Here is a 25779-nt window from a genome sequence, read left to right on the forward strand (position 1 = left end):
GCGATCATCGTCCGCTCAGCAGATCTTCTTGGCCGCAGCGGTGGTGGCGCCGCCGTGCTCGTACGAGACGAGCAGCGAGGTGCCGGCCGGAAGCGACCCGCTCAGCGGCAGGACGAGGGTGCCGTCCTTACGCAACTCGGCCTTGGCCTCCGCCACGACCCGGGTGCCGTCCCAGAGGAAGGCCCGGGCGGTGCCGGCCTTCTTCACCTGGAGCTGCACGGACACCTTGCTCGCGGTGCGGGTGACCTTCTTGATCTTCACGGTGTTGTCCGCCAGCTTGGCGTAACCACCCGGCGCAACCCCGTCCGAGACGGACTGCAGCAGGGTCTGCGGCGAGTCGACGCTCAGCGCCGCGGTGTCGGGCATGATCGGAGCCTTCGGCGCCGACGGCTTGGCCGCCAGGTCCGGCAGCGTCGCGTTGCCCCAGCGCCACGGGTCGGCCCGTACGCCGCTCCAGGTCGACCAGCCGACCCGGGTCTGCGAGCTGAGGTCCTGCGTGTCCGAGTCGTTGACCAGGATGTTCAGGCCCATCCGGTTCGGGTCGATGGTGTCCGGCAGCACGCTGAACGGGATCTTGACCTCGATCCGGTACCCCGTGTACGGGCTGGTCACCACGGAGGCGATCTCCACACCCGGAGCGGTCTCCGGGCCGCCCTGGTGGTTGTCCCGCTCCCGGGCGAAGCACGGCGGGTTTCCGTTGGCCGGGTCGTTCGTGGCCGGGAAGAGCGCCATGTTGAACACCGTGGAGGTGTTCGCCGAGTTGCCGCGCGGGTCGATGCCGAACTCGATGTTGTCGTTACGCCGCGGACGCTTGCAGTCCTCCGGCGGCAGGACGGTGCCGAGCACGTCATCGGTGATGTTGAAGATGGCGTACAGGGCGTCATCGGTGTGGGTGAGCTGGGCGGTGCCGGAGATGTCCGACGCCGGGGCGGCGGTGCCCTCCCAGCGGGTGGAGATGTCGATGACCTCGCCGGTGTACTCGTGGTCGTGACCGTGGCCGTCCACCGTCGGCGCGGTGGCGGCCTTCGGGATCGTGGTGACCGGGACCAGGTTGAACGCACCCGGCTCGCTCGCGCTGCCACCGGTGTAGCTGGTCTCGATCTGCACCCGGTAGGCGCCGTTGTCCGGGGCGCGGTTGGCCGTCGGCAGTGACGTGTCGGTGTTGGAGACGGTGAACGTCACCGAGGTGCTGGCGCCCGGCTGGAGGCCGCTGTACGGCACCTGCTGCTCGGCCACCGAGAAGCCGGCGGGGACGTTCAGCTTGACCGCGCCGGACTCGACCCGGGTGCCGTGGTTGGTCAGGTTGACCTTGACGCTGCGGGTGCCCCCGCTGGGGATGTTCAGCAGGGACTCGATGAGAGCGTCGAGCTGCTGGGTCTTGTTCCGCACGGTCCACGCGCGGAAGTCGGCGATCTCCTCCAGCGGCTCCAGGGTGCCGCGCACCGGCGCGGTGCCCTGAACCCGGGCGCTGCTGGTGCCGCTGCCGTCCTTCTTGCTGGTCAGCGTGGCGTCGAGCTTGAAGCGGGTGCCCACCTCGACCTGCGCGGGCGGGGTGACGGTGAAGGTCTTCACGACCTCCTTGCCCGGGGTCAGCGTGCCGACGTTGCCGTTGCCGCTGACCGTCCAGCCGGCCGGGACGCTCAGGGTGACCTTGGCCCCCGGAACTGCCTTCTCGGCGTACAGGACGGTGTCCACCTTGATGGGCTGGCCGCCGACGGCCTCCCAGGTGCGCGGACGCACGTGGACCTCGGTGCCCAGCGGCAGGCCGCCCGGAGCGCGCAGGGTGGCGCCCTGGAGCGCACCGGTGCCGGCGCCCACGTTCGGGTCCGGGTACGGCGTGCGGGTGTCGATCAGCGTCAGCCGGTTGCAGCCGATGGCGTTCGGGTCGGTCGACGGGAAGGAGCTGTTGCCCCAGCCCTGCGACACGTACTCCCGGCGGGCCCAGGTCTGGACCGTGTTCCACCGGTTGCCGTCGTGGCGCGCCGACTCGTAGCCCTGCCAGGTGCCGAAGATGACGTTGCTGGCCTCGGCCGGCGTGAACGTGGTCTCGCAGGCGGGGCCGTTGGTGCCGGTGGTGCCGCTGCCGCCGGTCTGGAAGATGCGGGAGACCCGCCAGGGCTTGAGCCCTTCCTTCTTGATCTGCTCCGGGAACGCCTTCGGGTCGGCCGCCGCGTAGAAGGCCTCCACCGCCAGCATGGCCGCCTTCTGGTGGTTGCCGTGGTTGCCCTGCGTCGCCGAGGGGTTCATCGTGAGGATGACCTCGGGCTTGGTGGTCCGCAGGACCCGCACGATCCGGGACAGCGTCTCCTGGTGACCCCAGACCTCCTCGGTCAGGGGAGCGCTGGCGGTGTACCAGAAGTCCAGCGCGTCCAGGTTGTAGATGTGCTCGACGCCGGCCCAGCCGACGGCCTTGCGCTCCTCGGCCTCCCGCAGGATGCCGAGCTCCGGGCCCTCCTCGAGGCCGGTGGCGTTGCCGCCGCCCTCACCGCGGGTGGTGGTGATGACGCCGGCCTTCATGCCGTGATACTCGTTCCAGTATCCGAGCATGCCGAGCTGGCCGGCCTCGTCGTCCGGGTGGGCGCCGATGAACATGATGTCCAGGTCGACCGGCTTGTCGGACTTCTTGGCCTGGGGCTTCGGTGCTGCTTGCTGGGGGTTGGCCTGGGCCGGAGTGGCCAGGCCCAACGACAGCAGACCGCACATGGCGATCGCTGCGCTGGTGCGCCATCTCATGGGCATACCTCTTCGTCTCGAAGCGAGAGTGCTGCGGCTGGGGACGGTCGGCCCGGCACGGGCCGGCTGACACGGTGGCTCGTGCCGGGCCGTGTTGCAGACAGCTGTCCACAGAGGACCGTGAGGTCCTCGGGGGTCGTGGTGCTCGACAACGGGATGGTGGTGCTCGCGCACCGTCACGGGGTGAGTGGTACGCACGGTGGCGACGTCGGTCCACCGGAAGGCCTTCGGGCCGTAACCTAGGGATCTTGCGGAGGCGTCGTCAATAGCTCCGGACGACTTTCTTCCTTATCCGAATAAACGATCGTGCCTGCTCAGGGCGATCATCGGGGGGTCGGCCATGACCTGTGGACAGGCTATGTCCGGTTTTGGGACCCCAATGTGGACCGTAGGGCTCGGTTTTGCGCATCATGTCGGGCTGGCCCCGGCCCGACCGGCTTGTCGGTCGCAGAATTTTCCCTGGTCGGCGGACCGAGATCATCTCGTTACTTGACGGCAGAATTTTTTCTCACTAGGAAGAAAGTGTGCCTGACAAAGCCCCGACCAGCCCGGTCAGCCGTGAGCGGTCCCGTGAGATCAAGCGTCTCTCGGTGATCTTGGCCGCCCGGCAGGCCCGGCGGCTGTCCCGAGTCGACCTGGCCGAGATGACCGGCCTCTCGGCGGCCACTGTGACCGCGCTCGTGCGGGAACTCGTCGCCGAGGGCTACCTCATCGAACGCGGGCCCGGCGCGCCCACCACCGGCCGGCCCCGGGAGATGCTCGAGTTCAACCCCCGCGCCGAGCTCGTCGCGGCGGTGTCACTGGAGCCACCCCGGATCAGCTGCGAGATCGCCGACAGCGAGGGCGCGGTCATCGCGCACCGCGTCGCGCGGCTCGGCGCGAACGTGGTGGAGACCGTCTGCGAGTTCGTCCTCGACCTGGTCGGCGACAATCTGCCCTCGCTGCGCGGCGTCGCCATCGCGGTGCCCGGCGTGTCCAGCAACGGCGCGGTACGCCTCGCGCCGTCGGTCGGACTGGTCGAGGCGTGGCCGATCGGCGAATCCGTGCAACGGCGGCTCGGCGTACCCGTGGTCGTCGACAACGACGTCAACCTCATGGCCGCCGGCGAGTGTGTCGCCGGCGCCGGCGCGGACGTGGCGAACCTGCTGCTGATCCACGTCGCCGACGGCATCGGCGCCGGCCTCGTGCTCGACGGCAAGGTCCGCCGCGGCGCCAGCGGAGCCGCCGGCGAGGTCGGCTTCCTGCCGCTGGGCGGCGCGGCCGAGCGCCCCTACAGCGGCGTCGGCGAGTTCGAGGCCCGGTGGTCGGTGAACGCCATCGCGGAGCGGGTCGTCGCGCTCAACCCGGGCCGCCGGCCCGAGTCACCGGTACGGGAGCTGAGCCGGCTCGCCGCGACCTCCGCGCCGGCCCGCGACTACCTCGACGAGGTCCTCGGCGCCTGGGCCGGGCTCATCCTCTCCTGCGCCTGCGTCGTCGATCCGGGGCTGGTGCTGCTCAGCGGCGCCGCCGCCGAACTCGACGACGCGGCCCTCGACCAGCTCCAGACCCTCGTCTCGGCCCGGACCCCGGCTCCCACCGAGGTACGCCGGGCCACCCTCGGCGACCAGGCAGTGCTGCACGGAGCGATCAGCTACGCGCTCTCGGCAGCGGTGCCCCGCCCCTCGCTTCCCTGACCGAACCCGGCCCCGACGACCCCCGACCCCGACCCCGGCACCCACCACCCCGACCCACCACCCACCTCACCGAACGCCGTCGCGGCGACCCGCGTCGTACCCACCGACGACAGGTCGCGGCGCGATGCGTCGCGCCCCGGTCCGGGCGCGACGCGCTGATCTTCCTTCCCGCTTCCGATAGTTCCCCCGCACAGTGGAGGTACCAATGAAACGTCGTTTGGCCCTGGCCGTCGCGTTCAGCGCGCTGCTGGCCGTCAGCGCATGCGGCAGCAGCGACGACGACAAGGACACCGGCTCCTCCGGCTCCGCGTCCGCCGAGAAGGTCGTCATCTACAGCGCCCGCGACAAGTCGGTCACCGACTACGTCGTCGAGCAGTTCACTAACAAGAACCCCGAGTACAAGGGCAAGGTCGAGGTGCTCAACATGGGCGCCCAGGAGGTGCTCGAGCGGGTCCGCGCCGAGAAGGCCAACCCGCAGGCGTCCGTCTGGTGGGGCGGCACCCAGCAGGGCCTCGCCGCCGGCGCGTCCGAGGGCCTGCTGGAGTCCTGGCAGCCGTCGTTCGCCTCGAAGATCGACGCGCGGTACAAGGACGCCGAGGGCCGCTGGTTCGGCGAGATCCTGCTGCCCGAGGTCATCATGTACAACAACAAGGCGCTGACCCCGGAGACCGCGCCGAAGGACTGGGACGACCTGATCGACCCGAAGTGGAAAGACAAGATCATCATCCGGGACGTGGCCGCCTCCGGCACCATGCGCTCGATCTACGCCTCGATGATCCAGCGCTACACGGCCGACGGATCCAACCCGCAGCCCGGCTACGACTGGCTGCGCAAGCTCGACGCCAACACCGTCGAGTACGCCGCCAACCCCAGCGACCTCTACCTGAAGATGTCGCGTGAGCAGGGCGTGGTCAGTGCCTGGAACCTCCAGGACATCCTGCTGCAGGCCAACGAGAAGATGCCGTTCGGCTACGTGATGCCGGCCTCCGGCGCGCCGGTGCTCGTCGACGGTGTGGCCGCGGTCAAGGGCGGCAACAGCGAGGGCGCGAAGAAGTTCCTCGAGTTCCTGTTCGACGACTCGCTGCGGGCCAGCCTCGCAAAGGACTACTTCCAGATCCCCGCCGTCGAGATCGCCGAGAAGCCCGAGTGGCTGACCAAGCTCGACCTCAAGCCGATGGACGTCGACTGGGACGTGATCGGCAAGAACGAGACCGCCTGGATCACCCACTGGAACGCCCAGATCAAGGGCAAGGGCTAAGACGCTCGGAACCGGGCCGTGCTCCGGCACGGCCCGGCTTCGTCCTGGAAGGACCCACGAAATGATCGATGTCCGACTGACGGCGGTCAGTAAGCGCTTCGCCAAGTCGAGCGACTCCGCGGCGGTCGATGACGTCACCGTCACCATCGGGGCCGGCGAGTTCTTCACGCTGCTCGGGCCGAGCGGTTGTGGCAAGACGACGACGCTGCGCATGGTGGCCGGCTTCTACTTCCCGACCTCCGGTCACATCCACTTCGGCGACGACGACGTCACCCACTGGACGCCGAACAAGCGGGACACCGGCATGGTGTTCCAGAACTACGCGCTGTTCCCGCACATGACGGTGGCGCAGAACGTCGCGTACGGGCTCAAGGTCCGCCGGGTCTCCCGCGCCGACCAGGCCCGCCGGGTCACCGAGGCGCTCGAGCAGGTGCACCTCGCCGGGTACGGTGACCGGCGCATCGACGCGCTCTCCGGCGGCCAGCAGCAGCGCGTCGCGCTGGCGCGGGCCCTGGTGATCCGTCCCCGCACCATGCTGCTCGACGAGCCGCTGTCGAACCTCGACGCGAAGCTGCGCGAGGAGACCCGCGCCGAGATCCGGCGCATCCAGCGGGAGAGCGGCACCACCTCGATCTACGTCACGCACGACCAGGCCGAGGCGATGGCGATGTCGGACCGGATCGCGGTCATGGAGTCCGGCCGGGTCCAGCAGGTCGGCACCCCGCACGAGGTCTACTACCAGCCCGCGAACGCGTTCGTGGCCCGGTTCATCGGACGCAGCAACGTGCTGAGCCTGCCGGTGACCGGCGCGACGGAGCAGCGCGTCCAGGTACGCCTGCCCGGCGGCGCCACGATCGAGGTGGGTGCTCCCACCGGACACGGGCTCACCGAGGGCGACACCGCCCTGGTCTCCGCCCGCCCCGAGCACATCGCGCTCGGCGGCGACGACGACACGGCGGCCATGCGCGGCCGGGTCAGCCACGTCGAGTTCACCGGCATGGCCACCCACGTCACCGTCGACGTCGACGGCGACGAGGTGATGGCCGCCCTGGTCGACGCGCCCGCCGGGATGGCGCTCGGCGACGTCGTGGGCCTGCGGCTCGTACCGGAGCGGCTCTGGGTGGTCAAGCCGTGACCGCGGCGACGCCGACCGCCCCCGGCTGGGCGGCGGCCCTCGGCCGGCGCCTAGCCGGCGGGGCGAACTCCCGGTGGTTCCCCTACCTGCTGGTGCTGCCGCTGGTCCTGGTGCTGTGGGGCTTCGTCGTGCAGCCGATGTTCGCCACCTTCCGGGAGAGCGTCAGCGCCAACGGCACCGACAACTACCTCCAGTTCCTCTCCTCCTCCGGGGTGGCCCGCGAGTCGCTGTTCACCTCGCTGTTCATCTCCGCGGCGAGCGTGCTGCTCTGCGGCATCGTCGGCGTGGCGATGGCCTTCCTGCTCAAGCGGTTCCACTTCCGCGGCCGGCGGCTCATCGAGGCGTTCATCCTGGTGCCGGCGGCCCTGCCGCCGCTGATCGGCGCCGTGTCCTTCCAGCTTCTCTACAGCAACATCGGCATCGTGCCGCGTGGCCTCCAGGCGCTGCTCGGTACCGACAAGCCGGTCCTGGCCTTCGACGGCATCGCCGGTGTGCTCGTGGTGCACACGTTCACCATGTATCCGTTCTTCTACCTGGCCGCCTCCGCGGCGCTGGCCGGGATGGACCCGTCGGTCGAGGAGGCGGCGTACAACCTCGGCGCGGGCCGGGTACGCGTGTGGCGCACCGTTCTGCTGCCGATGCTCACCCCCGCGCTGATCTCGGCGTCGCTGCTGGTCTTCATGACGTCGCTGGCGTCCTACACCGCGCCACTGCTGTTCAACGTCAGCCAGACCATGACGATGCAGATCTACATCAACCGCACCAACGGCGACCTGCCGATGGCCTCGGCGTACGCCTCCGTGCTCGGCATCGTGTCGATCATCTTCCTGCTGGCCATGCGCTGGTACGAGGGGCGGCGCAACTACCAGTCGCAGTCCAAGGGTGTCTCGGCGGTCCGGCGGGAGATCACCAACCCGATCGGCCGCTGGCTCGCCCCGCTCGCCTCGGTGCTGGCCACGCTGGTGCTGCTCGCCCCGGTCGGCGCGATCGCGCTCGTCGCGTTCTCCGAGGACCGGTCCTGGACCACCGAGGTGCTGCCGCCGACGTACACGTTCGAGAACTTCGTCACCATCTTCACCGACCCCAAGGCGTTCGAGCCGATCCTGAACTCGGTGCAGATGAGCCTGCTGGCGGTCGTCGGCTGTGTGGTGATCGGCGTGCTCATCGCGTACGCGGTGCGGCGGCTCACGTTCGTCGGACGCGGCCTGCTCGACGTGGCCGTGATGATCGCCTGGGCGCTGCCCGGCACGGTCGTGGCGATCAACCTGATCTCGGCGTTCAGCACCGGCAACGCGTTCAGCTTCGGGCAGGTGCTGGTCGGCACGTTCTGGATCCTGCCGCTCGCCTACTTCGTGCGGTTCCTGCCGATCGTGTTCCGGTCCAGCTCGGCGACGCTGGCGCTGATCGACCCGTCGCTGGAGGACGCCGCCCGCAACCTGGGCGCCTCCTGGTTGCGCGCCTTCTACACGATCACCGTGCGGCTGATGCTGCCCGGTGTGCTCGCCGGCGCGCTGCTGGCGTTCGTGCACGGCGTCGGCGAGTTCGTCGCCTCGGTGCTGATCTACACCTCGTCGACGGTGCCGATCTCGGTGGCCATCAACAACCGCATGTACAGCTTCGAGCTGGGCACCGCGGCCGCCTACGGCATGCTCCAGGTGCTGCTCATCTTCGTGGTGATGTGGTTCTCCGGGCGGCTGGAGAGCAGCCGCACCGCGACCCGGAGGGCCGAGCAGTGGACGAACTGATCGAGCGGTGGCGGACCGGGGGAGGGCTGCTCCCGGTCACCCGGGTACCCGGGCACGCGTTCGCCGCCGTGACCGAGGCGGCCGACCTGGCGGTGCTGCCGGTCGGCGCGGTCGAGTGGCACGGTCCGCATCTGCCGATCGGAACCGACCTGATCCTGGCCGAGGGCTTCGCCGGGGAACTGGCCACCGGGTCCGCCCGGGCGGTGCTGTTCCCGGCCACGCCGTACGCCGCCTGCCCGGGCCAGACCCGCCCGTGGCCGGGCACCGTGGCGCTGCGGCCGGAGATCGCCGTCGGCTACCTCGCCGACGTGCTCGCCGGCATCGTCGAGGCGGGCTTCACCCGGGTGCTCGTGGTCAACGGGCACGACGCCAACATGTCCACCGTCCGCGCGGCGATGGAGTGGGTGTCCGGCCGGCACCGGGCCAGCATGATGCTGGTGAACTGGTTCCAGCTCGTCGGCCCGGACGAGACCACCGAGATGTTCGGTGAGCTGCCGGCCCGGGGACACGGCGGCGCGTACGAGAGTTCCGCGGTGCTCGGCTTCGACCCGGCCGCGGTACGCCTGGACGCGGCGCCGGACCTGCCGCCCAAGCCGAAACTGCCCACCCCGTACCCGTACGTGCTGGTGGAGTCGCGCCCCGACCCCTGGCAGGGCTGGTCGGGCCACGTCTCGCTGGCAGGTGAGGAGGCCGGCGGCCGGATCCGCGCCACCGCCGGCGCCCGCCTGCGCGAGCTGGTCGGGGCGTGGCTCGCCGCGCCGCTGCCGGGGCCGCCCGGCGCCGACCGGCCCGACCAGCCGACCGGATGACAGTCACGCCCCAGGACCACGCACCACCTCGGGAGGCCTCCATGAGCCCGTCACTGACCGTCTACCAACAGCACCACCTGCGCGTCGTGTTCGACCACCACGTCGCCAACCTCTACCCGGCGATGGTCACGGCCAGCAAGGCCCACGTCGTCATGCTCGCCGAGCAGGGACTGATCTCCGACGAGGCCGCCGCGACGATGCTGCGCGGCCTGGTCACCCTCACCGGTGACCGGCCCGAGGAACTGGAGTACGACGGCAGCGTCGAGGACGTCTACTACACGCTGGAGAAGCGCCTCGCCGCCGCGGCCGGCATCGAGGTGTCGCAGCTCAGCGTGCAGCTCGCGCGCAGCCGCAACGACCTCGACGCCGGCGTCTTCCGGATGGTGCTGCGTGACCAGTTGCTCCAGGTGCTCGACGCCCTGCTGGCCACCGGCCGTACCGTGCTGGACCGCGCGGACCGGCACGCCGACGTGGTGATCACCGGCTACACGCACCGCCGCCCGGCCCAGCCGACAAGCATCGGGCACGTCTTCGCCGGCTACGCCGAGGCGCTCGCCGGCGAGGCCGCCGCGTACGCCGGCCTGCTGGACGAGATGAACCGCTCGCCGCTGGGCTCCTGCGCCTTCGCCGGCACCGACCTGGACATCTCGCCGCGCCGGCTGGCCGACCTGCTCGGCTTCGACCAGCTCATCGTCAACTCGTACGAGGCGGTGGCCGGCGCCGACCACCTGGTCCGGGTCGCCACGCTCAACGCGCAGGCGCTCGCCACCGGCGCCCGGCTCGCCCGCACCCTGATGGACTGGCTGAGCTGGGGCTGGGTGGTCACGCCCGGCGAGTTCACCCAGGGCAGCAGCATCATGCCGCAGAAGCGCAACCCGGTGGTGCTGGAACACCTCGTCTCGATGGCCGGCGCCGCCGCGGCCGACGCGGCGAGCGTGCTCAACAACGTGGGCGCCGCCTGGTGGGAGGACTCGAACAACGCCACCACCGACGTGCAGTCCCGGCTCTGGGAGGGCGACGACCGGGCGTACCGCTTCTTCTCCCTGCTCGGTGGCCTGATCGAGAAGCTGGATCCGCAGCGCCCGCCGTCCGGCGAGGAGATCGTCGCCTCCGGCGCCACCACCACCGCGGCGGCCGACGCGCTGGCCCGCCACGGCGTGCCGTTCCGGGGCGCCCACTCGCTGCTCGGCCGGCTGGTCCGCGGCGGCGCGCCGGCGACCTGGACCGAGGAACTGGTCCGGTCCACCGCCGCCGACCTCGGCCTGGCGCTCGACGACGCCGCGGTACGGGACCTGCTGGCCGCCGCGGTCCGCCCCGAACTCGTGCTGCGCCGCGCCCAGGCCGACGGCCCCGGCGAGGCGGCCGTCCGGGACCAGGTCGGACGACTGTCTACAATGCTCGACGCGGTGCAGGAGCGGGCGCAGGCGTTGCGCGAGCGGCTGACCCGTGCCGACGCGGCTCTCGCCGAGGCGGTCGCGGCGAGGGTAGGCCCGTGACGGGGCGGCAGACGCAGCTGGCCGTGGTCGCGGACGTCGTGTCGCGGCGACCACGTGATCTGGACCGACGGCCCGAAGGGCGATCTGACATCACCATGGAACGACCGGCAAATCCGCGCCTGCTCGGCATCGACTTCGGCGGCACCAAGATGGCCATCGGCGTGGGCGACACCGACGGCCGGCTGCTCGTCTCCGAGCGCCTGCCCACGATCGCCGAGCAGGGCGCGCAGCAGGCCCTCTCCCGGGCCCTGGACCGGGCGTGCGAACTCGCCGAGCAGACCGGCGGCACGATCGTCGCGGCGGGCATCGCCTCGCCCGGCGTCGTCCACGACGACGGCATCGAACTGGCGCCGAACGTGCCCGGCTGGGAGCAGTTGCGGCTGGCCGAGGCGGTCCGCGCCCACCTGAACCTGGCGCACGTGCGGGTGACGAACGACCTGAAGGCGGCGGCCCACGCCGAGTTGCGGCTCGGTGCGCTGCGCGACGCCGATCCGGGACTCGTCGTCGGGCTCGGCACCGGGGTGGCCGCGGCGGTGACGGTGAACGGCGAGGTGCTGCCGGGCCGCCACGGCGCGGCCGGCGAGATCGCCTACGGACTGACCGACCTCAGCTGGCCGCCCCGGCTGGAACCGATGCTGGAGGCGACGTTCTCCGGCCGGGCCCTCGACGAGCTGGCGCAGCGCCTCGGCGTCGACGGCCGGGCGGCCGGCCTGTGCGCCGCCGCGGAGCAGCCCGGCCCGGTACGCGAGCAGCTCCGCCTGCGCGTCGACGAACTGGCCCGCCAGCTGGTCACCTGCTGCCTGCTGCTCGACCCGCAGCGGATCGTGCTGGTCGGCAGCGTCGCCGGCAACGACCTGGTGCGGGAGTTGCTGACCGAACGGCTCACGCACACGCTGCCGTACCCGCCGGAGGTCGTGCTGTCGGACTTCGCGCAGGACGCCGCGCTGCTCGGCGCGCTCGCCCTGGCCACTGAGGCCCAGCCCGCCGCGGTCTGACCGCCACCACCGTGGAACGCCGCCGGGCGGGGCGCAGCGGTGCGCCCCGCCCGGTCCGGTGCGGCCGGATCACCTGCGGAACGCGGCTACCGCCTCCTGGATCGCCGGCCCGGTCGCCGAGGACGCCTGCGCCCACGACTCGAACTCCAGGGCGGCGGCGAAACCGGCCGTCTCCGCGGTGCGCACCGACGTCTTGATGTCCCGGGCCAGCGCCGGGTCCAGCGCCGCCCACCGTTCGGCGCGCTCGTGCGCGGCGGCCAGCGGGTCGTCCGCGAGCGTCGCGGCGAGCCCGACGCGTACCGCCTCGGGGCCGTCCACGCTCCCGCCGTCGAGCAGCAGTTGCAGGGCGCGTTCCGGGCCGAGCGCCCGGGTGAGGAACCAGGTGCAGCCCCCGCCGGGGTGCAGGCCGAGCTTCGTGAACGAGGCGATCAGCTTCGCCTTCGGCCCGACGATCCGGGTGTCGCACGCGAGCGCCAGGTTCAGCCCGGCGCCCACCGCCGGTCCCTGCACGGCGGCGATCGTCGGGATCGGCAGCGCCAGTACCCGCAGGAAGCTGTCGTAGACGCGGTGCAGGTCGGCGCGGATCTCCGCGACGCTGCGGCCGGGCTCGCCGAACATGGCGGGCAGGTCGGCGCCGGCGCAGAACGCCGTACCCGCGCCGGTGACCACGAGCGTGCGGGCGTGCCGGTCGGCCGCAACCTCGGCGATCGCGTCGCCGAGCGCGTCGCGCATCTCCGCGTCGATGGCGTTGCGCCGGTCCGGGTCGTTCAGCGTGAGCGTCCAGCGCCCGTCCGCGTTGTGCAGTTCCACTTTGCTCATGACTCATCCTCCTGCTCGGTCAGCCAGGACCAGACGCCTGCGCTGCCGCGCGGCACCAGCGCCGCGCCGAGCGTGGCGGCCCAGAACCGCTGGGTGCCGTTCTCGTCCCGCCAGGACCAGAGCCTGCGGGTGGACAGGTGCAGCGGGTGCTCGCGGGTCACGCCCATCGCCCCGTGCAGTTGGTGCGCACCGCGCGCCACCAGGGTCGCGGCCCGGCCGGTGAGCACCCGCGCGGCGGCCGCCCGCAGCGGGTCCGGGCCGGCCAGCGCGGCGTCCAGCGCGGTGCCGGCCAGCAGCGTGTGCGCGGTCATCCGGGCCAGCGTCTGGCCGACCGCCTGGAACGCCAGCAGCGGCCGGCCGAACTGCTCCCGCGTCGTCACGTGCTGCCGGGTGTGCTCCACAGCGGTCTCCAGCGCGCCGGTGAGCGCGGCGGCGGTCAGCACCGCCGCCTCGGCGCGTACCGTCGCGGCGGGCGCGACGCCGGTGAGCCGCACGCCGTCGGTGACCGGCACGTCGAGCGTCATGTCGTCGCGTGGCTCGGCGGCCAGGTTGCGGCCGGGGGTGACCCGCACGCCGGGGTGGTCGGCGGGCACCACGAACGCGTCGTCGCCCGCGTACACCAGCAGTGTCCGCGCGGCGGCGGCCCACGGCACGCGGGCGGCGGTGCCGCGCAGCCGCCCGCCGGTCACCGCGAGCCCGTCGCCGGTGACCACCGTGGCGACGCCGTCGGGCAGGCCGCGACCGGCGGCGGCGAGCTGCCGGGCGGCCAGCACGGTCTCGGCCAGCGGCAGGGAGACGCCGTGGCGGCCCAGCCCGCGTACGAGCGCCGCCAGGTCGGTCAGCGTGCCGCCCGAGCCGCCCGCGCCCTCCGGCACCGACACGCCGGTCCAGCCCAGCCGGTGCACCGTGGACCAGAGCGCGGGCAGGCCCTCCGGGTCGCCGCCGTGCCCGCCGAGCACGTCGTCGGCAAGTTCCCGCAGCTCGTCGCCGCCGTGCCGGGGCGCCTGGGCGGCACCCTTGGCGATGATGGTGCGCAACACCTCGGTGGTGCCGCCGCGGATGGAGAAGCCCGGCGCGGCCAGCAGCCCCTGCGCGAGCAACCCGGCCGGTCCGTCGCCGTCGGGGTCGGGCTCGACGTCGAGCACGGCACGGGCGATCTCGTTGACGTCGGCCTCGAACTCGGTGCCCAGGTCCTTCAGCACCGCCGCCGCGTGCACCGGGGCCTGCCCGGCGTCCAGCTCACCGGCGATCCGCCAGGCCAGGCCGCGCAGCCCGGCCAGCCGGGCCAGCGCCTCGCCCAGCGCGGCGTCCGCGTCCCGCCGCGCGGCGCACGCGTCGACGGTGGCGGCCAGCAGCGGGTACGTGCTCAGCACCCGCTCCATCCCGCCGCGCTCGAAGGACAACTGCTCGGTGACCTGCGTCCAGCCGTTGCCGGCGGTGCCCAGCACGTGGTCGCCGGGCACGTGCACGTCGTCGAAGAGGACCTCGTTGAAGTGGTGCTCGCCGCGCAGGTCGACGATCGGCCGGACGGTCACGCCGGGCGCGGACATGTCCACGATCAGCTCGGTCAGGCCCTCGTGCCGGTCGCCGCCGGTGCCGGTGCGGCACAGCACGTACGCGTGCGTGGACCGGTGGGCGTGGCTGGTCCAGATCTTGCCGCCGGTGAGCCGCCAGCCGTCGCCGTCCGGGCGGGCGGTGGTACGCACCGAGGCGAGGTCGCTGCCGGACTCGGTCTCGCTCATGCCGAGGCAGAACGTCACCTTCCCGGCGGCGATCGCCGCCAGGTACCGCTCGCGCAGCGTGGGGGAGCCGTACCGCAGGACGGCCGGGCCGATCTGCCGGTCCGCGATCCAGTGTGCGGCCACCGGCGCCCCGGCGCGCAGCAGCTCCTCGGTGACCACCAGCCGGGCCCGGTTCGAGCGGGCCTGCCCGCCGTACTCGCGCGGCCAGGTCAGGCCGATCCAGCCCCGGTCCGCCAGCGCGCGGCTGAACTCCGTGTCGTACGAGCGCAGCCACGCGTCGCACACCGGTCGGAACCGGTCGCCGTCGCGCCACTCGCCGACCAGGCTCCGCACCTGCCGGCGCAGCTCACCGAGATCGTCGTCAGTCATCCTCTGTCCGTTCCCTTCGCCACTGAGTAGCCGCGTACGGCGGCCCGCCGCAGCACGTCCACGGCCGCGGCGCGTTCGGCGGTGCCGACCGGCGGCCGGGGCACCGCGCCGTCGACCGGTACGCCGAGCGCGGCCAGGTGGGCGCGCAGCACCTCGCCGTCCGCGGTGACCTCCTCCAGCCGGGGATCGGCGCCCAGCCGCACCACGCCCCACCGGGTGTGCAGCCGCACCAGCGCGTCCGGCGCGGGCGCGGCGGTCACGTGCTCGACCGCCCGCACGATCCGGCGCGGATCCCGGGCGCCGTGCAGCAGCACCAGTTCCCGTGCCGCCGCCGCGATGTCGGCCGCGCCGCCGCCACCTGGTAGCCGTACCGTGGGCCGCTCCCGGGGGCCCAGGTACGACGAGTTGATCCGGCCGCGCAGGTCGACGTTGCCGGCGTCGAGCACCACCCGGTCGAACCGGTGTCCCATCGCCAGCAGCACGTCGGCGGTGCCGCCCAGCCAGCCGAACCCGCCGGCGTACGCCGGGTAGTCGGTGGTGCTCGTCGGCACGTCGTCGCCGGGCCGGTGCGCACTGGCGCCGGCCTCGAAGACCTGGCTGAACGGTTCGCCGGGCAGCGCGTACGCGCACTGGCCGGCGAGCACCGGCCAGTGGAAGCCGGTGAACACCCAGCCGCCGCGCCGGAACTCGCGCGCCGCCCGGACCAGGAAGTCCGCGGTGCTCACCGCACCTCCTCGGCCAGCCACCGCCGGAAACCGTCAACGGTGGCCGAGCAGCGGGCGTACCGCTCGTACGCCCGCACGTCCCGCGGGTACCGGCCGACCGCGCCGTCGGGGCGTACCGCGCCGGGGTGTTCGACCACCGTGTCGACGAGCAGCCCGGGGATGCTGATCCCGGCGGCGCGTACCGTCTCGGCGTCGGTGACCTCCTCGGCGACGAGCACCGTGCGGCGGGCCGCCTGGGCGGCGACGAGCACCTCACCCAGCGGACCGCGGATCACCCCGTTGCCGTCTTCGTCAGCCAGGTCCACGTGCACGAACGCCACGTCGGGCCGCTCGGCCCGGACCACCCGGGCCGCCCCGAACGCCGAGTCCACCCGGGACAGCCGGCCCCGGCTCCAGTCCTCGTCCAGGTAGCCGGTGCCGGGCAGGTCCGGCACCGGCATGAACGGCACCCGCCAGGCGCCGGCGGTGAGCGCGGCGGTGAGCAGCCCGAGGCTCAGCTCGTGCAGCGTGACGCGGGCGTCGCCGTCCTGCGCGGCCCGCCGGAAGTTCCAAGCCGGCGCCGGGCCGACCGGGCTCCAGCAGTGGCCGTACGTGGCCGAGCGCAGCACCCCCGCGCCGAGCAGCTGGTCCATCAGCAGCCCGCCGGAGGCGATCACGACGTCCACGTCCCGGATCCGCTGCCGGATCATCTCGTGACCCACGGCGAACAGTTGCGCGCCGAAGTTGCCCAGGTAGACCCGCCGGCCGGGGCCGACGTGCTCGGCGACGGCGTCGGCGAGGGCGCGGCTCACCGGTACGCCTCTGCCAGCATGTGCAGCCCCGGGCCCAGGTGCGCGCCTCCGTCGAGCTGGACGAGCTGACCGGTCATCATGGCGGCGGCCGGGCCGGCCAGGAACGCCACCAGCTCGGCGACCTCCTCGGCGCGTGTCGGGCGGCGCAGCGGCGTGGCCCGGTCCACCAGGTTGTCCCGCACGTGCCGGTCCGCCTCCGCGTCGAGCGCGGCGGTGAGCACCGTACCCGGCCCGAGGCAGTTGAGCCGGATGCCGTCGGCGGCCCACTCCAGGGCCAGCGTGCGGGTCAGCCCGAGCACGCCGGCGCGGGCCGCGACCGCGTGCGCCATGCCCTGCCCGCCGCGTTCCACCCCGGACAGCGACATGTTCACCACCGCGCCGCGGCTGCGCCGCAGGTACGGGTACGCGGCGGTGGTGAGGTGGAAGACGCTTGTGAGGTTCAGGTCGACCACCGCGGCCCAGCCGCGCGCCGAGATCCGCGCGGCGGGGGCGAAGAACTGCCCGCCGGCGTTGTTCACCAGCAGGTCGATCCCGTGGGCGTCGCCCACCTCGGCGACGGTGGCGGCGGTACGGGTGTGGTCGCGGACGTCGCAGACCGCGTACGCGTATCGGCCGTCCCCGCCGGCGGCCTCGCCGGTGGCCGCCCCGCCGTTGGCCAGCTCTCCGGTGGCGGCGAGCGTGTCGGCGTGCCGGCCCAGTCCGGTGACGTGGGCGCCCAGCTCGACCAGGCGTACCGCCACCGCCCGGCCGATGCCGCTGCCGGCGCCGGTGACCACCGCGTGCCGTCCGGCGAGCACACCCGGGCGCAGCACGCGCACGTCGCTGTCGTCGTCCCGCGTCACCGGGCGGCCCTCGCCTCGCCGATCGCCTGCCGCCGCAGCAGTTGCGCCGGCCGGTAGCGGGGGTCGCCGAACGCGTCAGCCATCGACCGCAGGGCCTCGTACACCGTCCCCGCCCCGGCGGACCGCAGCGTCTCGAACGGCCCACGCGGATGGTTCATCGCCAGGCGCAACGCCACGTCCACGTCCTCGGCGGTGGCGGTGCCCTCCTCGACCACCGTGGCCGCCTCGTTCACCAGGCAGTGGGCGAGCCGGTCGCCGACCAGGCCGGGCAGCGCCGGCACCCGCACCGACGGCGCGCCGAGGTGATCCAGCAGCCGGTCGACGAAGGCGGGGACGGTGATGCCCGCTACCGGGTCCTCGACGACCTCGGCGAACACGGCGTCGTCGGCGCGCCGGTGCAGCCGGATCCAGCCGACCTCCGGGGGAAGCACGTCGGCCCAGCCGGCGTCCGAGCTGTCCAGCACCACGTTCTGCCGGGCCGCCAGCCCGGCCAGCTCCGACACCCGCTGCGGGGTCGGCGCGCCGAGGCTGACCACGGGGGCCGCCGGGCCGTTCGGTTGCCCCGGCTGCCGGACCACCCGGGCGTTGGCGTCGCGCGGCGACTCGGTGGCGTAGTCGTAGAAGCCGCGGCCGGCCGCCTTGCCGGTCAGGCCGGCCCGGACCAGGCCGCGCACCTGGGGGATGGGCCGGTAGCGGGGGTCGCCGAACTCGCGCAGCGCGGTCTCCGAGGATGCCAGGTGGGTGTGCAGCCCGGTGAAGTCGAGCAGTTGCAGCGGTCCCATCGGGTGCCCGAGCGCGCCCCGGGCGACCGCGTCCACCACCGCCGCCTCGACGCCCTGCGCCAGGAGGAGCTGCGCCTCGTAGTACAGCGGCCGGCAGATCCGGTTGACGATGAAGTTCGGCGAGTCCCGGCACACCACGGCGGTCTTGCCGAGCGACTCCACGAGCGCCAGCGCCCGCCGCACCGTCGTCGCGTCGGTGGCCGCGCCGACGATCACCTCCACCAGGCGCATCCGGGTGGGCGGGTTGAAGAAGTGCAGGCCGAGCAGGCGTTTCGGGGCGCCGAACGCGCGGCCCATCTCGTTGACGCTCAGCGACGAGGTGTTCGAGGCGACGAGCAGGTCCGGGCCGCCCGCGGCGGCGACCCGGGCGAGCAGGTCGCGCTTGGCTGCCATGTCCTCCAGGATCGCCTCGACCAGCACGTCCGCCCCGGCGAGCGCGGTCTCGACGTCGGCGGCGGCGTCGAGGTCGCCGGTCGCGCCGTCGGCGCGGATCCGCTCCAGGCCGGCGCGGCCCAGCTCGGCGGTGGCGTCGACGACCCGGACGGTGTGCCCCGCCGCGGCGAGGACCTGTGCGATGCCCCGGCCCATCGGGCCCAGGCCGACCACGACGGCGATCACCGGGTCACCCGCTCGATCACGGCGGCGATGCCCTGCCCGCCGCCGACGCACAGGCTCGCCACGCCGTATCGGCCGTCGCGGCGGGCCAGCTCGTGCAGCAGCGAGACGACCAGCCGGGCGCCGCTCTGGCCGGTCGGGTGACCGAGGGCGATTCCGCCGCCGTTGACGTTCACCCGCTCCTCGTCCAGGCCGAGCGCGCGGACGTTCTGCACGATCTGCGCCGCGAACGCCTCGTTGATCTCGAACAGGTCCACGTCGCCGACGGTCAGCCCGGCCCGGCGCAGCGCGAGCGGGATGGCCTCGGCCGGTCCGACGCCCATCATCGTCGGGTCCACGCCGACCGCCGCGAACCCGACGATCCGGCCCAGCGGGGTCAGCCCGTGCCGCCGTACCGCCTCGCCGCTCGCCACCACGACCGCCGCGGCGCCGTCGGCCATCTGGCTGGCGTTGCCCGCGGTGACCGTGCCGCCGTCGGTGAAGGACGGACGCAGCCGGGCGAGCCGGTCCGGTGTGGTGTCGGGGCGTACCGTCTCGTCGCGGTCCAGCTCGTCCAGCGGCAGCACCTCCCGCGCCGCCGCGCCGGACTCCCAGGCCCGGGCCAGCCGCTGGTGGCTGCGCGCCGACCAGGCGTCCTGGTCGGCGCGGGACACCCCGAACTCACGGGCCACCTTCTCCGCGGTCTCGCCCATGCTCATGCCGCAGATCGGGTCGGTGCCGCCGTCGCGCCAGCCGTCCTGGAGCAGGACGTCGCCGCGCCGCACCCCGTCCCAGCGCAGCGTGTACGGCGCCAGGTAGGGCATCGTGCTCATGCTCTCCGCGGCCACCGCGAGCGCCACGTCGGCCTCGCCGGCCAGCACCGACCGGTGGGCGAGCTGCACCGCCTTGAGGCCGGAGGCGCACGCCATGTTGATCGTCTGGGCCGGCACCGGCACCGGCACGCCCGCCGCGAGCGAGATCTGCCGACCCGGGTTCGGGCCGTTGCCGGCCTGGCGGCAGTTGGCGACCACCGTCTCGTCCACCGCCTCGGCGGGCACCCCGGCCCGCGTCAGCGCCTCGGCGCCGGCCAGCCCGCCCAGGCGCACCACCCGTACGTCGCGCAGCGCGCCGCCGTACCGGCCGTGCGGGGTGCGCACGGCGCCGACCAGGAACGCTTGCCTGTCCATCACGGAGCCTCTCGGTCGGCGCGTACGACGCGCTTGCTCTTGTGGGTGCTGCGCGGCAGCGTGCCCTCGGGGACGGTCTCCACCACCGCGCGCACCGTCAGCTCGGCGCGCACGGCGTGCGCCAGCTCGCGGGCCACCCGCTTGTCGTCCCCGGTCACCTCGACGCGCAGCTTGATGCCGGTGAGGTAGCCGGTCGCCGGGTCGGTGACGTCCTCGTCGAGGAGGATGAGGTATTCGCCGCAGGTGCCGGGCGTGGCGCGGACGACCTGCTCGACGGCGGAGGGGAACAGGTTGACCCCGCGTACCACCAGCATGTCGTCGGCCCGGCCGACGACGCCGCCGGGCAGCCGGGCGAGCGTGCGCCCGCACGGGCAGGCCGTGCTGTCGCGGACCACCACGTCGCCGGTCGCCCACCGCACCAGCGGGCTCGCCCGCTTGTCCAGGTGGGTGAGCACCAGCAGGCCGGGGGTGCCGTCGGGCACCGGCTCGTGGGTGTACGGGTCGAGCACCTCGGCGTACGCGAAGTCCTCGGCCAGGTGGCCGCCGGCCTGTTCCTCGCACTCCCAGGCGATCGGCTGGAACTCCAGGCTGCCGTAGCCGTCGAAGCACTTCGCGCCCCACCGCTGCTCGATGTGCGCGCGGGTGGCCGGCACCCCGGCGCCCGGTTCGCCGCCGACCTGGATCCGCCGCACCGGTGAGTCGCGCAGCGGCGTGCCGGCCCGTTCCGCCGTCTCGGCCAGGTGCAGCATGAACGACGGCGTGCCGCCGACGGCTGTGGTGCCGTACCGGAAGATGGTGTCGATCTGACGCTGGGTGTCGCCGGACCCGGCGGGCAGCAGCGTCACGCCGATGCGCTGGTAGCCCGCCGTGGCGCCGAGCCCGCCGACGAACCAGGCGTAGCTGAACAGGCACTGGTAGACGTCGGTGTCCCGCACGCCCTGGCTGTACGCGGCCCGCGCGTACAGGTCGGCCCAACGGTCCAGGTCGTGCGCGGTCCACAGCACCGGGGTCGGGTTCGAGGTGGTGCCGGAGGAGAAGTGCACCCGGCGGCGGTCGGCCACCGGCGCGGCGACGGCGCTGCCCCACGGCGGGTGGGCGGCCAGATCGGCCACGTAGTCGGCCTTGCCGACCAGCGGCAGGCGGCGCAGGTCGGCCAGGTCCCGGACGTCGCCCGGGTGGAAGCCGAGCGCGTTCCACCGGGTGCGGTAGAAGTCGCTGGCAGCGTACACGTAGGACAGCTGCGCCTTCAGGCGGGTGAGCTGGTACGCGGCCAGCCGCTCGCGCGGCCACGTCTCGGCCTCGTGCCAGTGGCGCGCGGAGAACGGCCCGGTCATCGCGGGCTCCGGCGCAGCCCGCCGACGATGAAGTCGGCGTACTCGTCGGCGAGCCGCTGACGGGTGTTGTAGTCGCCGCGCTGCGGGTCGTACCAGAGGCTGATCCAGTTCAGCGCGCCGAGCAGCGGCTTGGTGGCCAGCCGGCTGTCCACCTCGCGGAACACCCCGGCCTGCCGGCCCTCGTCGATGACGTCGGCGAAGATCTGCTCGTACCGGTCGCGCATGGCGATCACGGTCTCCAACGCCTGCTGCTGGGCCGGGGCCTCACCGAGGCGGCGCATCTCGACCGCGCGCATCGCCACCCGCTGGAACGAGTTGCGGGTCATCATCAGCCCGGCGTGGTGGTGCGCCATCCGCCAGAGCCGGGTGGCCGGGTCGAGGCCGCCGTTGCCGGCGATCGGTTCGATGCCGTCGATCAGCTCCTGCATACCGGTGGTGACGATGTCCAGGAAGACGTCCGCCTTCGCCCGGTAGTAGTGGTAGACGCGCCCCTTCGTGGCGCCCATCTCGCGGGCGATGTCGTCGATGGTGGTGGCCGCGTACCCGTTGCGGGTGAACGCGGTGGCGGCTGCTTCCAGGATGTCCCGCCGGCCGGGGGCGGCCGGGCGCGCGGTGGCGTCGTCGTCGGCGGTCATGCGGTGGTCTCCGGTGCGGTGGTGTCGGGTACGACGGCGAGCGGGCGGATCGGTGATCCGGTGCCGCCGCGGATGGACAGCGGGGCGGCGATGAAGAAGAAGTCCCAGACCTCCTCGGCAGCCAGCGGCGCGAGGTTCATCGCCTCCATGATCGGTACGCCGTGGTCGACGAGCAGGTGGCAGTGCACCGCGAGCGCGGGGCTGGGCATGTGCTCGAACGCGATGGTGTCCGCGCCTGCCGCCACCACGCCGTGGTCGGTGAGCCAGCGCGCGCCGCTGACGTCCACGCCGGGTGCGCCGGTGGCGACACCGAGGTACGCGGCGTTGTCCGTCCACTTCTCGTCCCAGCCGGTGCGCACCAGCACCACGGCACCGGGGCGGGGGCGGGGCCGGTCGGCGAACCAGCGCTCGAACAGCTCCGCGCCGACGCCGTCGGCGGGTGTCAGCGGCCGGCCGAGCGCGACTGTCGCGTCCACCAGGTGACCGGCCGCCAGCATCGGCGGCAGCTCGTGCACCGACACGTCCGGCACCCCGCCGGCGTACGACTGGCTCGCGGTGACGTCCACGCCGCCGTACACCTTGCCGAGCCGGGAGACGTGGGCGAGGCCGTCGACGTGGGTGCCCACGTGCCCGCCCGTGGTGATCATCTCGGCGGCGGCGGAGACGCCGTCCGGGTACATGATCTCGCCGTGCCGCTTGGTCAGCGTGAAGCTGTACGGCGGGTGGTTCGGGTGGTGCGGGATGCCTGTGTACATCTGCTGCGCCAGGTCGAACACCCGGGTCGGGCCGGACGCGGGCCAGTCGACGCGCAGCCGCCAGGGCGCGCTCATGCCGCCACCGACGCCTTGATCGCCCGGCCCAGCACCAGCCGCTGGATCTCCGAGGTGCCCTCGTAGATCTCCAGGATCCGCTGGTCCCGGTAGAGCCGCTCGGCCGGGCAGGGCTTGCAGAAGCCGTCGCCGCCGAACACCTGCACCGCGGTGTCGACCGCGCGGTGCGCGACCTCGCTGGCGTACAGCTTGGCCATCGCGCCGAGGATGCCGACGTCGCCGCCCTCCTGGTGCGTCCGGGCCGCCTCGAAGGTGATCATCCGGGCGGCGGTGATGCCGGTGGCGACGTCCGCCAGCGGGAACGAGATGCCCTGGTTGTCGATGATCGGCCGGCCGAACGTCTCCCGCCGGGTCGCCTCCCGCGACGCGACGTCGAAGCCGGCCAGGGCGACGCCGAGCGACTGGGCCGCGACGCTGATCCGCCCGGCGGACAGCGTCTGCATGGCCAGCCGCATGCCCCGGTTGAGGTCGCCGAGCACGTCGCCGTCGGGCACCCAGGTGTCCAGCTTGAGGTTGCTGGTGAGCGTCCCGCGGATGCCCATCTTGTCCTCGTACCTGTCGATGACCACGCCGTCGGCGTCCTTGTCCACCAGGAACGCGGTGATGCCGCGGGTGCCGGCCTGCGGGTCGGTGAGCGCGAAGACCACGTAGTACCGCGATGCGCCGCCGTTGCCGATGTAGATCTTCTCGCCGCGCAGCCGCCAGCCTGCGCCCTCACGCTCGGCGGTGGTGCGGATCCGGGCGGCGTCGCTGCCGGCGCCCTCCTCGGTCAGCGCGAAGCTGATCGCCTCGCCCCGGGCCAGACCGCCCAGGTAGCGCTCGCGCTGTTCGGGGGTGCCGGCCAGCACCAGCGGGGTGGCGCCCAGCGCGTACGCGGTGAGGATCGCGCCGGTCGACGGGCAGGCGCGGGAGACCTCCTCGATGACCGCGCAGGCGGTGACGAACGACGCGCCCCGCCCGCCGTGCTCGCGCTCCACGAGCAGCCCGGCCAGCCCCTCCTCGACGAGCACCCGAACGCTCTCCCACGGGTAGCGCTGCTCCCTGTCGAGTTCCTCGGCCAGCGGCGCGAAGTGGCGCGCCGCCACGTCCCGGGCGAGGTCGCGCCAGTGGCGTCCCTCGTCGTCCAGGCGTGGCTCCCAGATCACGGACACGTGGTGCCTCCCGGTTCTCCGGCGCGGGCCGGTCGTTGCGCGCCGCGCCATACCGCTGCGTATGTCGAGATGTCTAGGCGGTGCTTGTTGTCGGTGTCAAGCGCATCCCGGATGCTGTTTTCCCTTGTAAAGCCGGGCATCCTGCGACGGCAGCGCGGATCTTGACGACATACCCGCGAGTATGTTCGCCTGATGCGGACGACAGGGAGGTGATCCGTGGAACCCGTCGGTTACGCGGTACACGACGCGGTGGCGGTCGCCACCATCGACCGGCCGCAGACACGCAACGCGCTCAGCGCCGACGTCCTGCGCGCGCTCGCCGCGGCGATGGACCGGGCCGAGGCCGACCCGGAGGTACGGGTGCTGGTACTGACCGGCGGCCCGCGGCTGTTCGCCGCCGGCGCCGACATCCGCGAACTGCGCCGGACGTCCCCGGCCGACTACCTGCTCTCCGAGCGGCTGGAGTGCTGGAACCGGTTCGCCCGCTTCGGCAAGCCGGCCGTCGCCGCGGTCGCCGGATACGTCCTGGGTGGCGGGTGTGAGCTGGCCATGACGTGTGACGCGGTGGTCGCCGCCGACTCCGCCGTGTTCGGCCAGCCGGAGATCAACCTCGGCATCATCCCCGGCGCCGGCGGCACCCAGCGCTGGGCGCGTGTCGCCGGCCGGTTCCGGGCCGCCGAACTGGTGCTGGGTGGCCGGCTGGTGGACGCCTGGACCGCGCAGCGGATGGGCCTGGTCAGCCAGGTGGTGCCCGCCGAACGGGTGGTCGAGGCGGGGATCGCGCTGGCCGCCTCGATCGCCGCCCGCAGCCCGGTCGCGGCCCGCCTCGGCAAGCAGGCCCTGCGTACCGCCGAGGAGGTCGGCCTGACCGCCGGCCTCGCCCACGAGCGTTCGCTGCTGCTGACGCTGCTGTCCACCGACGACCACATCGAGGGCATCGACGCGTTCCTGGAGAAGCGTCCGGCCCGCTTCACCGGCAGATAGGAGAGACACGTGACGCAGGTACACGAGGCCACCGACCCGGGCGCCGGCGAACGGCTCGGCCCGGCCGCCCGCGCCGACCTGCTCGACGCGCTCAAGCGCCACGCCCGTACGCCGGGGGAGCCGCTGCTGATCCGCGTGGAGGGCGACGCCTGGCGGCACGAGCCGGACGACCTGGCCCAGCCGGTGGTACGCGGACAGCTGCACGAGCTGGTGCTGCGGATGCACGCAGCGCCCGGCCCGGTGATCGTCCACGTCGACGGCGCGGTACGCGGCCTCGGGCTCGGCCTGGCGCTCGCGGCGGACCTGCGCGTCGCCGCGCCCACCGCCACGTTCGGCACCGGCTCGCCCGCGGCGTTCCTGGCCGGCGGCGCCGGACGGCTGCTCGCCGGTGTCGCCGGCACCGGCGTGCTGGCACACCTGGCCTGGACCGGCGCCACGCTCGACGCCGAGGAGGCGCTGCGGCACGGCCTGGTCGGGTCCGTGTCCGCCGACCCGGACGCCGGGGCCGCGCTCGCCGCACGGGTCGGCGCGATCGGCGCGGGCACGGCGTCCGCGCTGGCCCGCGCGCTGCGCGGCCGGGACCGGCCGGAGCTGACTGCCGCGCTGGACTACGAGTCCTGGCTGGCCGGCGTCGGGTGAACCGGGGCGGGGGACCGCCGCTGCGGCGGTCCCCCGAGTCCGGTGCCGGCGCATCAGGCCACGGCCTCCAGGCCGGCGCGCGCGACCTCCATGTCCTGCGTGTAGTGGCCGCCGCTGACCCCGATGCCGCCGATCACCGCGCCGTCGGCGGTGATCGGGTAGCCGCCGCCGAAGACGACGAGCCGGTCGATGCCGGTGGTCGCACCGGTGGCCAGCGGCGCGTCGTCCTTGATGAAGTCGTACCAGCCGTCGGTGGGCATGCCGAAGCCCGCCGCCGTGTACGCCTTGTCCTGCGCGACCTGCACCGACAGCAGCGCGGCGCCGTCCATCCGGGCGAACGCCTTCAGCACGCCGCTCTCGTCGACGACGGCGATGACGCAGGGCAGTGTCATCTGCTCGGCCTTGGCGATCGCGGCGGCGAGGATCCGCTGGGCGGCGCCGATCGTGACCGACGTCTTGGTGAAGTTGTCCATGAGAGGTTCCTTCCGTGGTGGTGGGTGGGGTGGGCCAG

General features: G+C 73.3%; 22 protein-coding genes. 9 read left to right on the forward strand and 13 right to left on the reverse strand.

Annotation, left to right across the window (positions count from 1 at the left end):
* Positions 1-15: 15 nt before the first annotated feature.
* Positions 16-2733 carry a sugar-binding protein gene (locus IRY44_RS03295; RefSeq protein ID WP_194798985.1) on the reverse strand — a complete coding sequence of 906 codons (2718 nt, stop codon included), beginning with the start codon at positions 2731-2733 and terminating at the stop codon, positions 16-18.
* A gap of 524 nt (positions 2734-3257) precedes the next feature.
* Between IRY44_RS03295 and IRY44_RS03300 the strand changes: the two genes are divergently transcribed.
* The 7 genes from IRY44_RS03300 to IRY44_RS03330 all read left to right on the forward strand — a co-directional run bounded on the left by IRY44_RS03300 (position 3258) and on the right by IRY44_RS03330 (position 11844).
* Entirely contained in the window at positions 3258-4406 is a 1149-nt protein-coding gene (locus tag IRY44_RS03300) for an ROK family transcriptional regulator (RefSeq protein ID WP_194798986.1), read from the forward strand.
* A 205-nt stretch (positions 4407-4611) separates the two neighbouring features.
* Positions 4612-5664 carry an extracellular solute-binding protein gene (locus tag IRY44_RS03305; protein ID WP_194798987.1) on the forward strand — a complete coding sequence of 351 codons (1053 nt, stop codon included), beginning with the start codon at positions 4612-4614 and terminating at the stop codon, positions 5662-5664.
* Positions 5665-5725: 61 nt separating this feature from the next.
* Positions 5726-6799: an ABC transporter ATP-binding protein gene (locus tag IRY44_RS03310; protein WP_194798988.1), complete on the forward strand. Its 1074-nt coding sequence runs from the start codon at positions 5726-5728 to the stop codon at positions 6797-6799.
* Positions 6796-8544 carry an iron ABC transporter permease gene (locus IRY44_RS03315; protein ID WP_194798989.1) on the forward strand — a complete coding sequence of 583 codons (1749 nt, stop codon included), beginning with the start codon at positions 6796-6798 and terminating at the stop codon, positions 8542-8544. The genes IRY44_RS03310 and IRY44_RS03315 overlap by 4 nt, the downstream gene beginning before the upstream one ends.
* Positions 8532-9353 (forward strand): creatininase family protein, encoded by an 822-nt coding sequence (locus IRY44_RS03320; RefSeq protein ID WP_194798990.1) that lies wholly within the window; start codon positions 8532-8534, stop codon positions 9351-9353. Before IRY44_RS03315 ends, IRY44_RS03320 begins: the two co-directional genes overlap by 13 nt.
* Before the next feature lie 41 nt (positions 9354-9394).
* Positions 9395-10849: an argininosuccinate lyase gene (locus tag IRY44_RS03325; RefSeq protein ID WP_194798991.1), complete on the forward strand. Its 1455-nt coding sequence runs from the start codon at positions 9395-9397 to the stop codon at positions 10847-10849.
* 95 nt (positions 10850-10944) lie between these two features.
* Entirely contained in the window at positions 10945-11844 is a 900-nt protein-coding gene (locus IRY44_RS03330) for an ROK family protein (protein ID WP_194798992.1), read from the forward strand.
* Between the two features lie 69 nt (positions 11845-11913).
* Here the strand turns inward: IRY44_RS03330 and IRY44_RS03335 are convergent, their stop codons facing one another.
* The 11 genes from IRY44_RS03335 to IRY44_RS03385 are packed head-to-tail and all read right to left on the reverse strand — an operon-like array spanning position 11914 to position 23645.
* Positions 11914-12663 (reverse strand): enoyl-CoA hydratase, encoded by a 750-nt coding sequence (locus IRY44_RS03335; RefSeq protein WP_194798993.1) that lies wholly within the window; start codon positions 12661-12663, stop codon positions 11914-11916.
* Complete coding sequence (locus IRY44_RS03340; RefSeq protein WP_194798994.1) at positions 12660-14774, reverse strand: acyl-CoA dehydrogenase family protein; 2115 nt, start codon at positions 14772-14774, stop codon at positions 12660-12662. The genes IRY44_RS03335 and IRY44_RS03340 overlap by 4 nt, the downstream gene beginning before the upstream one ends.
* Positions 14771-15499: a co-chaperone HscB gene (locus IRY44_RS03345; RefSeq protein ID WP_194798995.1), complete on the reverse strand. Its 729-nt coding sequence runs from the start codon at positions 15497-15499 to the stop codon at positions 14771-14773. The genes IRY44_RS03340 and IRY44_RS03345 overlap by 4 nt, the downstream gene beginning before the upstream one ends.
* Positions 15496-16290: a CoA transferase subunit A gene (locus IRY44_RS03350; protein ID WP_194798996.1), complete on the reverse strand. Its 795-nt coding sequence runs from the start codon at positions 16288-16290 to the stop codon at positions 15496-15498. The genes IRY44_RS03345 and IRY44_RS03350 overlap by 4 nt, the downstream gene beginning before the upstream one ends.
* Positions 16287-17132, reverse strand: coding sequence for an SDR family oxidoreductase (locus IRY44_RS03355; protein ID WP_194798997.1), 846 nt, complete (start codon positions 17130-17132; stop codon positions 16287-16289). Before IRY44_RS03355 ends, IRY44_RS03350 begins: the two co-directional genes overlap by 4 nt.
* Positions 17129-18532: a 3-hydroxyacyl-CoA dehydrogenase NAD-binding domain-containing protein gene (locus IRY44_RS03360; RefSeq protein WP_194798998.1), complete on the reverse strand. Its 1404-nt coding sequence runs from the start codon at positions 18530-18532 to the stop codon at positions 17129-17131. The genes IRY44_RS03355 and IRY44_RS03360 overlap by 4 nt, the downstream gene beginning before the upstream one ends.
* Positions 18529-19695, reverse strand: a complete 1167-nt coding sequence (locus IRY44_RS03365; protein WP_194798999.1) for a thiolase family protein — start codon at positions 19693-19695, stop codon at positions 18529-18531. Before IRY44_RS03365 ends, IRY44_RS03360 begins: the two co-directional genes overlap by 4 nt.
* The gene (locus IRY44_RS03370; RefSeq protein ID WP_194799000.1) at positions 19695-21029 is read right to left on the reverse strand and encodes a phenylacetate--CoA ligase family protein; all 1335 of its coding nucleotides are present in this window, start codon (positions 21027-21029) and stop codon (positions 19695-19697) included. The genes IRY44_RS03365 and IRY44_RS03370 overlap by 1 nt, the downstream gene beginning before the upstream one ends.
* Entirely contained in the window at positions 21026-21664 is a 639-nt protein-coding gene (locus IRY44_RS03375; RefSeq protein WP_194799001.1) for a TetR/AcrR family transcriptional regulator, read from the reverse strand. The genes IRY44_RS03370 and IRY44_RS03375 overlap by 4 nt, the downstream gene beginning before the upstream one ends.
* On the reverse strand, positions 21661-22494 hold the full coding sequence (locus IRY44_RS03380) for a cyclase family protein (RefSeq protein WP_194799002.1): 834 nt from the start codon (positions 22492-22494) through the stop codon (positions 21661-21663). Before IRY44_RS03380 ends, IRY44_RS03375 begins: the two co-directional genes overlap by 4 nt.
* Positions 22491-23645: an acyl-CoA dehydrogenase family protein gene (locus tag IRY44_RS03385; RefSeq protein WP_194799003.1), complete on the reverse strand. Its 1155-nt coding sequence runs from the start codon at positions 23643-23645 to the stop codon at positions 22491-22493. Before IRY44_RS03385 ends, IRY44_RS03380 begins: the two co-directional genes overlap by 4 nt.
* Positions 23646-23861: 216 nt before the next feature.
* Here IRY44_RS03385 and IRY44_RS03390 point away from each other — a divergent pair, with 216 nt between their 5' ends.
* Together IRY44_RS03390 and IRY44_RS03395 are read left to right on the forward strand one after the other, a co-directional pair.
* The gene (locus IRY44_RS03390; RefSeq protein WP_194799004.1) at positions 23862-24629 is read left to right on the forward strand and encodes an enoyl-CoA hydratase-related protein; all 768 of its coding nucleotides are present in this window, start codon (positions 23862-23864) and stop codon (positions 24627-24629) included.
* Between the two features lie 9 nt (positions 24630-24638).
* A complete protein-coding gene (locus IRY44_RS03395; RefSeq protein ID WP_194799005.1) occupies positions 24639-25268 on the forward strand; it encodes an enoyl-CoA hydratase/isomerase family protein in 630 nt (209 codons plus the stop codon).
* 53 nt (positions 25269-25321) lie between these two features.
* Here the strand turns inward: IRY44_RS03395 and IRY44_RS03400 are convergent, their stop codons facing one another.
* On the reverse strand, positions 25322-25741 hold the full coding sequence (locus tag IRY44_RS03400; protein WP_194799006.1) for a heme-binding protein: 420 nt from the start codon (positions 25739-25741) through the stop codon (positions 25322-25324).
* Positions 25742-25779: the final 38 nt, after the last annotated feature.

The organism is Micromonospora sp. ANENR4, assembly GCF_015354395.1.
GTDB lineage: Bacteria > Actinomycetota > Actinomycetes > Mycobacteriales > Micromonosporaceae > Micromonospora > Micromonospora aurantiaca.